General features: G+C 69.6%; 13 protein-coding genes. 1 reads left to right on the top strand and 12 read right to left on the bottom strand.

Annotated features, from left to right (window positions below):
* Positions 1-51: 51 nt before the first annotated feature.
* On the bottom strand, positions 52-3,063 hold the full coding sequence (locus CK951_RS05830) for a translation initiation factor 2 (protein ID WP_232520690.1): 3,012 nt from the start codon (positions 3,061-3,063) through the stop codon (positions 52-54).
* Positions 3,064-3,314: 251 nt separating this feature from the next.
* Between CK951_RS05830 and CK951_RS05835 the strand changes: the two genes are divergently transcribed.
* Positions 3,315-4,001: an SIMPL domain-containing protein gene (locus tag CK951_RS05835; protein ID WP_096785261.1), complete on the top strand. Its 687-nt coding sequence runs from the start codon at positions 3,315-3,317 to the stop codon at positions 3,999-4,001.
* Positions 4,002-4,028: 27 nt separating this feature from the next.
* On the opposite strand, the gene CK951_RS05840 is transcribed toward CK951_RS05835, so the two are convergent.
* From CK951_RS05840 to CK951_RS05890, 11 genes are all read right to left on the bottom strand, one after another.
* On the bottom strand, positions 4,029-5,327 hold the full coding sequence (locus CK951_RS05840) for an O-acetylhomoserine aminocarboxypropyltransferase/cysteine synthase family protein (protein ID WP_096785262.1): 1,299 nt from the start codon (positions 5,325-5,327) through the stop codon (positions 4,029-4,031).
* Between the two features lie 69 nt (positions 5,328-5,396).
* Positions 5,397-5,648: a hypothetical protein gene (locus CK951_RS05845; RefSeq protein ID WP_096785263.1), complete on the bottom strand. Its 252-nt coding sequence runs from the start codon at positions 5,646-5,648 to the stop codon at positions 5,397-5,399.
* A gap of 42 nt (positions 5,649-5,690) precedes the next feature.
* On the bottom strand, positions 5,691-6,686 hold the full coding sequence (locus CK951_RS05850; RefSeq protein WP_096785264.1) for a hypothetical protein: 996 nt from the start codon (positions 6,684-6,686) through the stop codon (positions 5,691-5,693).
* Positions 6,687-6,853: 167 nt separating this feature from the next.
* Positions 6,854-7,126 carry a hypothetical protein gene (locus CK951_RS05855; RefSeq protein WP_232520691.1) on the bottom strand — a complete coding sequence of 91 codons (273 nt, stop codon included), beginning with the start codon at positions 7,124-7,126 and terminating at the stop codon, positions 6,854-6,856.
* A 71-nt stretch (positions 7,127-7,197) separates the two neighbouring features.
* Positions 7,198-7,584 (bottom strand): response regulator, encoded by a 387-nt coding sequence (locus CK951_RS05860; RefSeq protein ID WP_096785266.1) that lies wholly within the window; start codon positions 7,582-7,584, stop codon positions 7,198-7,200.
* Entirely contained in the window at positions 7,584-8,480 is an 897-nt protein-coding gene (locus CK951_RS05865) for a protein-glutamate O-methyltransferase (protein ID WP_096785267.1), read from the bottom strand. Before CK951_RS05865 ends, CK951_RS05860 begins: the two co-directional genes overlap by 1 nt.
* Positions 8,477-8,935, bottom strand: a complete 459-nt coding sequence (locus CK951_RS05870) for a chemotaxis protein CheW (protein WP_096785268.1) — start codon at positions 8,933-8,935, stop codon at positions 8,477-8,479. Before CK951_RS05870 ends, CK951_RS05865 begins: the two co-directional genes overlap by 4 nt.
* A gap of 3 nt (positions 8,936-8,938) precedes the next feature.
* Entirely contained in the window at positions 8,939-11,011 is a 2,073-nt protein-coding gene (locus tag CK951_RS05875) for a chemotaxis protein CheA (RefSeq protein WP_096785269.1), read from the bottom strand.
* Positions 11,012-11,019: 8 nt separating this feature from the next.
* Complete coding sequence (locus CK951_RS05880; RefSeq protein WP_096785270.1) at positions 11,020-11,388, bottom strand: response regulator; 369 nt, start codon at positions 11,386-11,388, stop codon at positions 11,020-11,022.
* Positions 11,379-11,663 carry an STAS domain-containing protein gene (locus tag CK951_RS05885; protein ID WP_096785271.1) on the bottom strand — a complete coding sequence of 95 codons (285 nt, stop codon included), beginning with the start codon at positions 11,661-11,663 and terminating at the stop codon, positions 11,379-11,381. The genes CK951_RS05880 and CK951_RS05885 overlap by 10 nt, the downstream gene beginning before the upstream one ends.
* Before the next feature lie 36 nt (positions 11,664-11,699).
* The gene (locus tag CK951_RS05890) at positions 11,700-12,251 is read right to left on the bottom strand and encodes a chemotaxis protein CheD (protein ID WP_096785272.1); all 552 of its coding nucleotides are present in this window, start codon (positions 12,249-12,251) and stop codon (positions 11,700-11,702) included.
* Positions 12,252-12,288 lie beyond the last annotated feature (37 nt).

The following is a 12,288-nucleotide window of genomic DNA, read 5'->3' on the forward strand; positions in this document are numbered from 1 at the left end:
TTCACGCTGTCGCGCCAGCGGTTCACCACCGGGAGGTGGACGGCGCGGCGGTCAGCCCTTCGGCATCGACAGCGACAGGATCCTGCTGCCCTTGCGATAGCGCAGTTCGTTGGAGGAGATGGCGGCCACCACGCCGCCGTCGATCCGGTCGCCGACCCGAACCTTCACATAGCGTCCGTTCGACTGGCGCACCAGCGCGTAGCGGCTGGAGGGGGTTCCGTAGACCCCGATGAGGTTCGTCTTCGACAGGTTGATCGCATTGGCATAGGTCGCCTTCTGCGCGACGTTGGCCTTCGTCGGGATGCGCGGCGCGGCGGTAACCTCGGGCTCGTCCTCCTCGTCGGGTTCGACCCGCGCCGCGGCGGCGGCGGGCGCCTTCGGAACCGGTGCGATGGCGGCGACCACGGCCGGCGTCTTGGGTGTCTGCACCACGGCGGCCACCGCGGCCTCGATCGCCTGCGAGAAATCGTTGGGGCGCGCCTCGGGCTTGCGCGAAACCGAGATCGCCAGCGGGCTGATCGCCCCGTTCGAGGTCGCGACGGCGGCAGGCGCCCCGTCCGGTCGCGGGGCGGGACCGGTGGCCATCATCAGGGTCGCAGCCTGCGCGTCCGCGACGGCGGCCTCGGCTTCCGGGTCGCTCGGCCGTGCCCGCGGGCGCAGGCTGCTCACCCGGAGCGGCGTGCCGTCTTCCTGCACCGCGGCGTCCTGCTGGGCCGCCTCCGGTTGTTCTGGCAGCGCGGGCCGGGCCCTCGGGCGTTGGCCGGCCAGTGCGGGGTCTGCGACGGGGGCAGGCGGTTGGGCGGCCTCGGCTGGCGGGGGCGAGGGCGGCACCGCCGCCGTGGCTGCAGCACTGCCGGGGAAGATCGAGCCCGGCGCGGGGGCCGGCCGATCCGGCGGCGCCGGGGCAGCCGCGGGTGCGGCCGCGGCCGCCGGCGCTTCAGCGCCCGGGCGGCGCGGCGGCAGGATCGGCGGCTTGCCGGCGATCAGCAGGAATTCCCCGGGCGCGAGCACGCCCTCGGGGCTGGGCCGGATCATCCCATCCTCGCCGAACTCGTATTTGACGCCGAACGGCGGGGGCGGCAGCGGCAGCCCCGGCGCGGCATCGGGCGCGACCGGTGGTGGCGGAAGCGCCACCGCGTCGAGCGAGGGCGGCGCCTGATCCATCGCGGTCAGGAAGATCTCGTCCTGCGGGGTCTCGGCCGGGGCGTCCCGGCCGGTCTGGCCCGAGGCCACCGCTGGCGGCGCGGCTGCCGGGGCGGGCGCGGCCGCGGCTTCGGCCTCCGGTGCCGCATCGGCCGGGACGGCCTCGGCCGCCGGTTCGCTGCTGTCCGGCGGCTCGTCCGTCGCGGCAGGCTCCGGCTCGGCGTCGGCCGGGTCCTGCAGGTCGGCGAGCATCTCGTCCTCGATCGCCGGTTCGTCCTGCACTTCGGCCGAACCATCCGCCACGGCCAGCGCGGCCTCGGGCTCCGGATCGCCCGAGGCGAGGTAGAACGAGGACCAGGCGGCAATTCCGGCCAGCGCGAGCAGCAGGATCAGCGTAAGGATCAGGCCGAGGAAGCGCGGCTTTCCACGCGCCGGCCGCGTGCCGCCGAGGCCGCCGAAGGGGGCAGCCGGGGCGGGACGGCCCGAAGGCTGCTCGGCCGCGACCGGCGTGGCGCGGGGCGGGGCCGCCGTCTTGCGCGCGCGCAGTCCGGCAATGCCCGGGGCGGTGACGACCGGCGCCGGGCGTGGCTCGGCGGCCACCGGCGCGGGCGGGCGCGGCAGGGCGGAACGGCCGCCCGGCAGGCGGGTGGCTGCGGGCTCGGCCGGCCGGCCGGCGGGGCGTCCCGGCTTGGGATCGGCGGTCAGTCGGGCCGCGGGCCGAGCCTGCGTCGCCTCGGCCGCAAGGCGGCGGCTGGCGAAGGCGCCCGGTGGCATGTCGGGAACCTCGTCATCCTCGAGCTCGACATAGGGAGCCTCGGGGATGTCGGAACGCGCGACCGCGGCCTCGGGCGGAGCGGGCGGGGTGAACGGCGGCAGGTCCCGGGCATGGGGCACGGGACGTTCCGGCGCGCGCACGAGGGGCGGCGGAACGAAGGACTCCTCCGGCTCGGGCAGCGGCGGCGCGGCCGGCGCCTCGTCGGGTGGCGGCAGGTCCACGACGGGATCGGCCGGGGCGACCGGCTCAGGCTCCGGCAGCGCGAGTGCGGATTCCTCCGGCGTCAGGCCCGAGAGGCCCGCCTCCTGCTCGCGCATCACCGCAATGACGTCAGGCTCGGCCTCGTCCGGCCAGTCGGTCGGGCCGGCCCAGTCCGTCAAAGGCTCTGGCTGCGCGGGGGGCGCTTCCTCGGGCTCGTCGGGCAGAGGGTGCGGTTCCGCGCCGGCCGGTTCCTCAGGCTCCTCTTCCGCCGGCAGGTCCGGCAAGGCCCCATCCGCGTCGAGCGAGGCGTCATGCAGCGCCTCGGCTTCCGCGTCGGGCATCGGGTCGTGCGGAGCCTCGGGCATCGGGTCGTGCAGTGCCTCGGCGTCGGCGTCGGGCGCCGGGTCGTGCGGGGCTTCGGCCTCGGCAGGCGCGATATCGTCCTCGGCTTCCGCAACGGCCGCAGCGGGGACGGCCGCGGCCTCCGGCATCAGGATCCGGATCGGCTCGTCGTCGCGTTCCACCTTGGAGCCCTTCGGCAGCCGCCGCTGGGCCGCGGAAATGATGCCGAACCACGGCTCGCGCGGGAACTGCCCCGCCTCGGGGATCGCGACGAAACACACCGGGTTGAAGCCGTATTGATCGGCGAAGCCCTCGGCCTCCTCAAGCGTCTCGCGCGCGACCACGGCAAGGCTCACGCTGTCGCCGGCGGTCTCGAAGTCATAGACCAGATCCTTGACCGCATAGGGCGTCAGGCCGTCCAGAGCCTCGCGGATCTGGTTGCGCCGGCTGGTGCGGTCCGGCCCCGGAGCCTGCACCACGGTGAAAAGGATCTGGCTGTTCGGGATCACGACCTTGGTCGCGACCTCGCCCCCCGACAGGTCGCCTGCCTCGGCACGCAGCCGGGACATGGCCTCGGGCAGGTCCGGCGCGTCGAAGCGCACCGACCCCACTTCTTGCCATCCGTCCGGCACGCGCCGGAGCAGACTCGCGGCCTCAGTCGACAGGTTGAGGGCAAATCTCGGTTTCATTTCGCGGATCTAGCACATTTCGCGTTACGCCGGGGAGTCCGGGCCGCAGCGCCCCCGGTGTTACAGCAGGATTTTGCCGAATGAAAGAAAAACACCCAAGGATCGGCTTGTCCCGAGCGTCGGAGAGGGGAACGTTCGCTGCGAACTCAGGAGGGATGTCCATAATGCGGATTGTCAAGATTGCGATGCTGTGCACGGGCCTCGTGCTACCTGCGGCGGCGATGGCCGAGGCGCCCCGCATCACCGTCACCGGCGAGGGCACGGTCGCGGCGCGGCCCGACATGGCCACCATCTCGCTCGGCGTCACCAGCGACGCGGCGACCGCCGCCGAGGCGATGGCGCGCAACACCGAGAACCTCCGCCGCGTGCTGGACCGGCTGCGCGGGGCCGGGATCGAGGACCGCGACCTGCAGACCTCGGGCCTGTCGCTCAACCCGAACTGGACCCAGTCCGAGGACGGCGCGGCCCCGCGGATCACCGGCTACATAGCCTCGAACATGCTGACGGTGCGGGTGCGCGCGCTCGACCGGTTGGGGGCGGTGCTGGACCAGGCGGTGCAGGACGGCGCCAACACCCTGAACGGGGTGAGCTTCGGGCTGGCCGATCCCGAGCCCGCGCTGGACGAGGCGCGCAAGCGGGCCGTGGCCCGGGCGCAGGCGCGGGCCCGCCTGCTGACAGAGGCCGCCGGGGTGACGCTTGGTCCGCTGGTCGAGATCAGCGAGGGCGGCGGCGCCTTCCCGCCGCCGATGCCGATGTATCGCGAGGCGGCGATGGCCGCCCCCGTGCCGATGGCCGAGGGCGAGATCGAGACCAGCGCGCAGGTCACGCTGGTCTACGAGTTGAAGCAATGAGTTGAGCGGCGCTCTTCGCGCCGCGTCTCAGGATCGGGCGGTCGCCTTGGCGAGCGCCTGATCCAGATCGGCGATCAGGTCGTCGGCGTCCTCGATCCCGATCGACAGCCGCACCACGTTCGGCGCGGCCCCCGCGGCCACCTGCTGCTCGGGCGTCAGCTGGCGGTGGGTGGTCGAGGCCGAGTGGATCACCAGCGAGCGCGTGTCGCCCAGGTTCGCCACGTGGCTGAACAGCTGGAGCGAATCCACCAGCCGGACGCAGGCGTCATATCCGCCCTTCACCGCGAAGGTGAAAAGCGCGCCTGCACCCTTCGGGCAGATCCGTGCCACCCGGCCGTGCCAGGGCGAGGACGGCAGCCCGGCATAGGTGACGTGATCCACCCGCGGATCGGCCTCAAGCCAGGAGGCAATCTTCTTCGCATTCTCGACATGGCGCGCCATGCGCAGGCTGAGGGTCTCGATCCCCATCAGCGTGTAATGCGCGCCCTGCGGGTTCATGGTCATGCCGAGATCGCGCAGGCCCACGGCGATGGAATGGAAGGTATAGGCCATCGGCCCCAGCGCCTTGTGGAAGACGAGGCCATGATAGGCAGGCTCGGGTTGGGACAGGCTGGGGAACTTGTCCGAGGCCGACCAGTCGAACTTGCCGGAATCGACGATGACGCCGCCGGTGACGGTGCCGTTGCCGGTCAGGTACTTGGTGGCCGAATGGACGACCAGCGTCGCACCATGCTCGATCGGGCGGCAGAGCCAGGGCGTCGCCGTGGTATTGTCCACGATGAGCGGCAGGCCCACGCGGTTAGCGACCTCGGCCACGGCATCCAGATCGGTGATCACGCCGCCCGGGTTGGCGATGGTCTCGCAGAAGATCGCCCGCGTGTCCTCGTCCACCGCGGCCTCGAGCGCCTCCAGATCGTCGAAATCGACGAACTTCGCCGACCAGCCGAAGCGGCGGATGGTCTGGCTGAACTGGGTGATGGTCCCGCCATAGAGCCGCGTCGAGGCGACGATGTTGCGCCCCGGCGCCATCAGCGGGAACAGCGCCATGATCTGCGCCGCATGGCCCGACGAGCAGCAGACCGCGCCCGCGCCGCCCTCCAGCGCCGCGACACGCTCGGCCAGCGCCTGAACGGTGGGGTTGGTCAGGCGCGAGTAGATGTAGCCGACCTCCTCGAGGTTGAAGAGGCGGGCGGCGTGGTCGGCGTCGCGGAAGACATAGGCCGTGGTCTGGTAGATCGGCACCTGCCGCGCCCCCGTCGCCGGGTCGGGCTTCGCCCCGGCATGGATCTGCAGCGTGTCGAAGCCGAGCTTGCGTGGTTCGGTCATCAGGTCCCCCTGTTGTCGGATGGCCGCGAAGCTAGGGGAAAGGCGGTTGCGGCACAACGGGCTGAAGCGTCAGCCGCCCAGCGGCGTCTCGATATTGTCCAGTCGCCGGATGGTCGCCTGATGGTGGCGGAGCGACCAGTAGCAGTCCTGCTCGGTATCGGCGCGGCAGCGCACCAGAAAGTCGCCGGCGCGGACCTGCCAGCCCTGGTCGGTCTGAAGGATCGGATAGGACCGGCCGGCTTCGGTCAGGCTGCCGATTTCGGTGCCGCGCGGGGCGGGGGTGCAGGCGGCGAGCAGCAGGAGAAGGGCGAGGCGGGGCATGGCGGTCCTCCGGTGGGGGCAAGGGTCATCTGTGGTTCGCGCTCATCGTGTCCAGAGCCCTTCGCGCCGCAGGATGTGGCGGATCGCCTGCTCGCGCCTCGGCAGGTCGTCGCGGTCGAACAGCGCGCGGGCCTTCCGGCCCTTTCCCTGGTAGATGAAGTGGCGGAAGGGCTCGTGCGCCTTCAGCACCTTCTTCACCCGGTTCGGGGCCGCGACGCGATGGAGCGTCTCGACCACCCGGTCTCTTTCGCGGGCGTAAAGCAGGGGCATCAGGCGCCAGTGGCAGGTGAGGTCGCCGTCGAGGCCGGCAAGCTCCGGCCCCGGGCGGCCGCCGCCCAGTCCGTGGATGACGAGGGGCAGGGCGATCTGGTCGAGCCAGGGGTAGAGCGGCTGGCAGACAAGCGCCTCCGGCGGATCGTCGCGGATCGCCCGGGCGATCTCGAGGAACCGCCGGCCGAAGCGGTGGGGGCTTTCATGGAAGAACCAGCCCGCGTTGAAGTAAAGGTAGCGGCGCCAGTAGTCGTCAGGCTGGGACAGGTCGAGGCTCGAGGGGAAGTCGAGGCCGAACCGGTCATAGAGGGCCTTCCACAGCCCCGTCCGGTCCGGGCCGTAAATCTCGGGCTGCGGCCAGGTGCCCTCGCAGCGCAGGGATGCGGATGGCCGCGAGAAATCGAAGGGCACAGCCGAAAGCGGCCCCGTGACCAGCGTGTCGCTGTCGAGGAACAGGAAGGGCTCGTCCGGCAGCGCGAGAAGCGCCTCGATCTTGTTGCCGTTCGGATAGCTCTCGCCGAAGGTGGTGTTCGTGAAGGGCAGGAATTGCGCTCCAAGGCTTTCGAGCAGATCCCGCACCGCCGGGTCATCGATCCCGGGATCGCCCGACCAGAGCGGCCCGAACTGCGGCTCGGCGATGAAGAGCGTGCCAGCGAAGCCTGGGTCGCAGGCGCGCAGCGAGGCCGCGAGCAGGACGGTCTCGTACTGCAGCCGCCCTTTCTGCGCGATGGCGAGGATATTGAAGCGCGAAGGACCGGCGGAGGCCATGGATGATCCGGACTGAAGTGTCGCGACCTTAGGTCGAAGCGCGTCCGTCATCCAGAGGCATGTCGGTGACACCTGTAGCGGCATCGCGGCTGCTGGCGCGGGCATGGGGACGGGCGAAGCGGTCATGAAGGTCAGGCGCCTCCCCTGACCGCGGCCGGCCCGACGGATCAGAAGAAGTCCGCGCTGCCAGCATCCACTTCTACGGGCATCAGTCCCCTCAGCGCGCCGGCGAGGCTCTTCTGGTTGACGCCGGCCACGGCTTCGCCCGGATCGATGCGGCAGTCTCCGTCAACGGCCAGCGCGAGCCCGTCGACATAGGCTGCAACCCCGGCCAGCGACTGAACAAGATTGTCCAGCTTCTGCAACGTGCCGCCCTCCCCGGGGCCGGGTGCGGACCGGCTGATGGAGCGGCCCACGGCATCCTCGATCTCGTCGCCCATTGCCGACATCCGGTGCAACTGGGCGGCAAGTCCCTCCAGCACCGAGCGGAGCGGAACGGTCGCCGGCACCGTCACAGCGCACCCACCACGGCCTGGATGGCGCGGCGCATCCCGTCGGTGGTGAACGGCTTCTTGAGGAAGTTGTTCATCCCGAGCGCCTGCCCCTTCTCGATGATGTCGCGGCTGGCGGTGCCGCTGACGAGGATGAATCCCATGCGCTGGGTCGTCTTGTTCTCGCGGATGCCCTTGAGCAGCCCCAGCCCGTCGAGGCCGGGCATGTTATAGTCCGAAATCACCAGATGGACCGGGTTCGCCGCCAGCTGGCGCAGCGCGCTCGCGCCGTCCTTGCAGAAGTCGATCTTCTTGATACCCAGTTCCTCCAGCGCCTGGATGATCAGCCCGCGGCTGGTGGACATGTCGTCCACCACCATGATCCGTATGCTGTCCCTCAGTGCCATCAAGTTTCTCCTTTCCCCTGTCCGCCGGGGTCCCGCGAACCGCGCAGGCGGAATGATGTCATGCCAACGGTTTCGAATTGGTGTCTGACCGAGGGCGAGAGCCGCTCGGAGTGGCCGATGAAGAGATATCCGCCCGGTGAGAGCGTGCCGGCGAAGCCGCGCCAGATCCTGTCCTGGGTGGCCGCGTCGAAATAGATCGCCACGTTGCGGCAGAAGATGACGTCGAATGGCCCGTTGACCGGCCAGGGCTTCACCAGATTCATCGGCTTGAATGTGACGAGCGAGCGGAGCGACGGGCCGACCTCGCGGCTGCCCTGTGCATCCGGCGCGCCGAAGAAGGTCTCGCGCGCCTCTTCCGGCAGCCCGGACAGCACCGCCTCGGTGAACCGGCCCTCGCGCGCCATGGCGAGGATCTGGACGTCGATGTCGGTGGCAAGGATCTTGAGGTCGTACGACGCCGCCTGCGGACAGAGCCGCAGGATGGTGATCGCCATGCTGTAGGGCTCCTCGCCGGACGAACAGCCGGCCGACCACAGGCGCACGCGCGCGCCGCGCCGGGCGGCAGCGAGGATCGGGGGCAGCACCGAGTCCGCCAGCAGGTCGAAGTGATGCTCCTCGCGGAAGAAGCGCGTCGTGTTCGTCGTCATGCTCGAGACGAACATCGAGCGCTCCTCGCCGGCGTCCGGCTGCGAGAGCAGGTCGATGTAGGCCCCGAAGCTGTCGATCGACAGCTGGCGCAGCCGCTTCACGAGCCTTGCATAGACAAGGGGTTCCTTGGCGTCGGGCATCGCGAGGCCTGCCTCGGCATGCGCCAGCTGCGCAAGCCGGTGGAAGTCGTCGGGCGACAGGTGCAGATCGCGCTCTGCGGTGAGGGAACGGGGTGCGCCCTGGCTCATGACGCCCTCCCACCCGTTGGCAGGACGGCCTCCATGTCGATGAGGCGCAGCATTCGCTGCTCGATCGCGATCACGCCGCGCACGAAGGTCTGGGTGGCCTCCGATCCTACCCGCGGCGTCGCCTGGACGGCAGAGGGCGGCACGGTCAGGATGTCAGAGACGGCATCGACCAGAAGGCCCAGGACCTGCGTGTCGACCACCGTGATGATGATGACGTGTCTCGCCTCTGGCTGGAGCGGGCCGAGTGCCAGCCGTTCCGCGAGGTTGATGATCGGCACGACCGCGCCGCGGAGGTTGATCACGCCCATCACATAGGACGGCGCATGGGGCAGCACCGTCGTGGGCGACCAGCTGCGGATCTCGCGCACCGCACGGATGTCGAGGCAGAACTCCTGCGATCCGATGCGGAAGGCGACGACCTCGCGCAGGTCGGATGCGGCTCGTGGTGCGGCCATTCGTCATGCCTCCGGCAAGGCGAAGGGATCGGCGGACCCGAGGTCCACCACCTCTTCGGGGTCGATGATGAGGGCGATGCGCCCATCGCCGAGGATGGTGGCGGCGGCGATGCCCGGCATCTTGCCATAGCCGTTCTCCAGGCCCTTGATCACCACTTGCCGCTGGTCGTGGATCGTGTCCACCACCAGCGCGCACAGTTTCTGCCGGCCGGTCTCGACCAGGAGCAGCACGCTGTCGTGGTAGGATCGCACGGCCTCGCGGTAGCCGAAGATGGCGCCGCAATCGATGATGGGAACGAAGCTTCCGCGGATCGCCACCACCTGATCGCCCGATCCGAGGGAATGAACATCCGCGGGCCGCGGTCGCAACGTCTCGACGATGGCCGCCACCGGAACCACCATGGTCTGTCCGGCGACATCGACGACCATCCCGTCGAGTACGGCGAGGGTGAGCGGCAGGCTGATCGTGAAGGTGGTCCCCCGGCCGGGGTGCGAGGAGATGGTCACGCGTCCGCCGAGCGCCTGGATCGCACTCTTCACCACGTCCATGCCGACCCCGCGACCCGACAGGTCGGACACGACCGCCGATGTCGAGAAGCCGGGCAGGAATAGGAGCGCATCGATCTCCTCCTCGACCAGTTGCGCATCCTCCGGCACCAGACCCTTGGACCGCGCGATCTCGAGAACCCGCGGCCGGTTGATGCCGCCGCCATCGTCCCGGACTTCGATGATCACCCGACCCGAGCGATGGGCTGCCGAGAGCGTGATGACCCCGGCATCGGGCTTGCCGGTCGCCCGCCGCCTTTCGGCCGGCTCGATGCCGTGATCCACCGCGTTGCGGATCATGTGGGTCAGAGGATCGGCGAGCCGTTCGATGACGGTCTTGTCGACCTCGGTGCCGTCGCCCTCGGTGACGAGACGCACCTGCTTCCCGGCGATGTCCCCCGCCTCCCGCGCGATGCGGGACATGCGCTGGAAGAGCGGCTTGATCGCCTGCGCACGGATGGCCATCACGCTTTCCTGGATCTCGCGCGCGAGGCTCTTGAAATCGTCAAGGCGGCTTCGAACCGGTGATCTCGGCGCAACGCCTTCGTCCTGCACGCACTGGGACAGCATCGCCTGGTTGATGACGAGTTCGCCGACGATGTTGATCAGCCGATCGACCCGTTCGAGTTCCACCCGAACGGTCGCGCGGGGTGCCGATGCCCGGTTCTCGTCGATCGAGCCTGGCCGCTGTTCGACCGGCCGAACGGGTTCGGCGGCCACCGCCGCCTCGGCTGGCCCTGGTTCCGGTTCGGGCAAGGGGAGGGGCGCAACCACGGGGCGGACATCCAGCCGGCAAAGATCCTCGACGAACTCGAAGACCTCGTCGATCTGATGCTCGGGTTCGTCGGTGATCAGCGTCAGGCGCCAGTCCAGCCAGCTGTCCTGCCAGTCGAGCACGTCGAAATCGGGCAGGCGCGAACGATCAAGCTGCACCTCGAGTTGCCCGAGATCCGCCAGAACGCGGAAAAGAACGCTTGGATCATTCCCGCAGGCATAGAGCGCCCGGGACGGGCTGAACTCGATCGCGAACACTCCGCCCGTCGCCGCGGCGGGTACCCCGTCCGCCGGGACGGGATCGAAGTCCAGAGCCATCGGCACGAAGCCGAAGTCCTCGGCGTCCGCATCATTGGTCTCCTCCACTTCCCCCGCGGCGGCGGCGAGCTGACCTGCGAGGATCGTCGCATTCTCGGAACCGGATGCGTCGCCCATGCGTGCGGCCTGCAGCAGATCCGAGAGCTGGTCCGCCGAGCGATGCAGCAAGGCCATTAGCGGCGGATCCGTCTGGATCCGGCCACTGCGCAACGCGTCGAGCGTGGTCTCGAACTGGTGCGCGAAGCGGACCAGCGCGTCCAGCTTGAAGGCGCCGGCCCCCCCCTTGATCGAGTGCACGGCGCGGAAGACCGCGTTCACGGTCTCCGGATCGGGGCCGGCGTCGAGGCTCTCGTCGATCCGGTCCAGCCCGTCGTTCAGCGCCTCGACCAGGTCTTCGCACTCGACGAAGAAGGCGCCCCTGATGTCGCTCTGATCCATCGGCGGCCTCAGGCGGCGGTGACACGGCGAAGGGCCGAGACGAGCTTCGCCTCGTCGAACGGCTTGACGATCCAGGCTGTTGCGCCCGCCTCCCTAGCGCGGGCCTTGAGTTCGGCGGCGCTCTCGGTCGTCAGGACGATGATGGGAAGGGCCGAATGCTCCGGCATGTCCCGCACCGCCTTGATGAAGCCGAAGCCGTCTAGGCGCGGCATGTTGATGTCGGTAATGACCGCATCCGGCACGCGATCCGCGAGCTTCTCGAGCCCATCGAGGCCGTCGATCGCCAGATGCACGTCGAAGCCTGCCTGGACGAGGGCCTCCCGGAGAAGTTCCCGGATGGTGCGGGAGTCGTCTATTGCCAGAACGGTCAGCGGCATGGCTCTTGATCCTCGTGAAGCTCGGCCGGGTCTGCACCCAGTCGGATGATGTCGTCGGCGAAGGCGGGCGAGCGTGGCTCGCAGGCGAAACGGTGGCCGGCAGAGCGCCATCTGGCCGCGGCGGCCAGCAGTATCTGCAGCGCCAGTCCCCCCACGAAGGTGACCTTTCCGGCGTCGAGGCGGATGTCGCCGGCGGGGGCGCCCTTGAGTGCGGCATACAGATTGCGCGCCGCCTGATGATCGAGACGCGCAGGTAGCTCGACGAGGTGGCTCATCTTGTCCCTCTCAGACTGGTTGGAGGCATGGCGGTCTCAGAAGAAGGTGACATCGCCGGCACCTCCCTGGATGCGGATCTGCGGGCTCTCCACGGGCAGGTTCTCGTGGGCGGCCAGAAACATCTGCTGGGCTCGTCCCGTCGTGGGCCAGAAGCGGATGCGCCGGGCCCGCGTGCCACCGAGGCTTTGTCCCGTGCAGAGGATCGCCTCCTTCGCGAGGTACTGCAGTGCGAACTCGGCATTTGCCTGTCCGATGGAGCCGAGCCGGTCGCTCATCATCGCGCCGCCGAAGATCTTTGCCTCAAGGCGGTTGCGGCTCGCGCCAAGCTTGAGAACGGCGTTGATCAGCAACTCCATCGCGTGAAGCCCGTAGCGGAGTTGGTGGCTGTTCTCGAAGCCCGCATAGGGAAGCAGGAAGTGGTTCATTCCGCCGACGGCGGCAACCGGATCGCATAGGCAGGTGCAGACGCATGATCCGAGGATCGTCGTCAGCATCTGGTCCGACGAGGCGGATGCCTCGCAAGCGCCCTGAAGCACGTGAAGCGTCCGCACCGATGCGCCGACCTCACGGATGGTTACGGAGCTCATGACAGGCACCAGATCGGCGGCCCCGAGCGAATGTCAC

This window comes from Rhodobacter sp. CZR27, from assembly GCF_002407205.1.
In the GTDB taxonomy this organism is placed as follows: domain Bacteria; phylum Pseudomonadota; class Alphaproteobacteria; order Rhodobacterales; family Rhodobacteraceae; genus Cereibacter_A.

Coding starts and splice junctions, on each gene's coding strand:
- CK951_RS05835 (WP_096785261.1), top strand. CDS start 3,315: ATGCGGATTGTCAAGATTGCGATGCTGTGCACGGGCCTCGTGCTACCT.
- CK951_RS05840 (WP_096785262.1), bottom strand. CDS start 5,327: ATGACCGAACCACGCAAGCTCGGCTTCGACACGCTGCAGATCCATGCC.
- CK951_RS05845 (WP_096785263.1), bottom strand. CDS start 5,648: ATGCCCCGCCTCGCCCTTCTCCTGCTGCTCGCCGCCTGCACCCCCGCC.
- CK951_RS05850 (WP_096785264.1), bottom strand. CDS start 6,686: ATGGCCTCCGCCGGTCCTTCGCGCTTCAATATCCTCGCCATCGCGCAG.
- CK951_RS05855 (WP_232520691.1), bottom strand. CDS start 7,126: ATGGGCGACGAGATCGAGGATGCCGTGGGCCGCTCCATCAGCCGGTCC.
- CK951_RS05860 (WP_096785266.1), bottom strand. CDS start 7,584: ATGGCACTGAGGGACAGCATACGGATCATGGTGGTGGACGACATGTCC.
- CK951_RS05865 (WP_096785267.1), bottom strand. CDS start 8,480: ATGAGCCAGGGCGCACCCCGTTCCCTCACCGCAGAGCGCGATCTGCAC.
- CK951_RS05870 (WP_096785268.1), bottom strand. CDS start 8,935: ATGGCCGCACCACGAGCCGCATCCGACCTGCGCGAGGTCGTCGCCTTC.
- CK951_RS05875 (WP_096785269.1), bottom strand. CDS start 11,011: ATGGATCAGAGCGACATCAGGGGCGCCTTCTTCGTCGAGTGCGAAGAC.
- CK951_RS05880 (WP_096785270.1), bottom strand. CDS start 11,388: ATGCCGCTGACCGTTCTGGCAATAGACGACTCCCGCACCATCCGGGAA.
- CK951_RS05885 (WP_096785271.1), bottom strand. CDS start 11,663: ATGAGCCACCTCGTCGAGCTACCTGCGCGTCTCGATCATCAGGCGGCG.
- CK951_RS05890 (WP_096785272.1), bottom strand. CDS start 12,251: ATGAGCTCCGTAACCATCCGTGAGGTCGGCGCATCGGTGCGGACGCTT.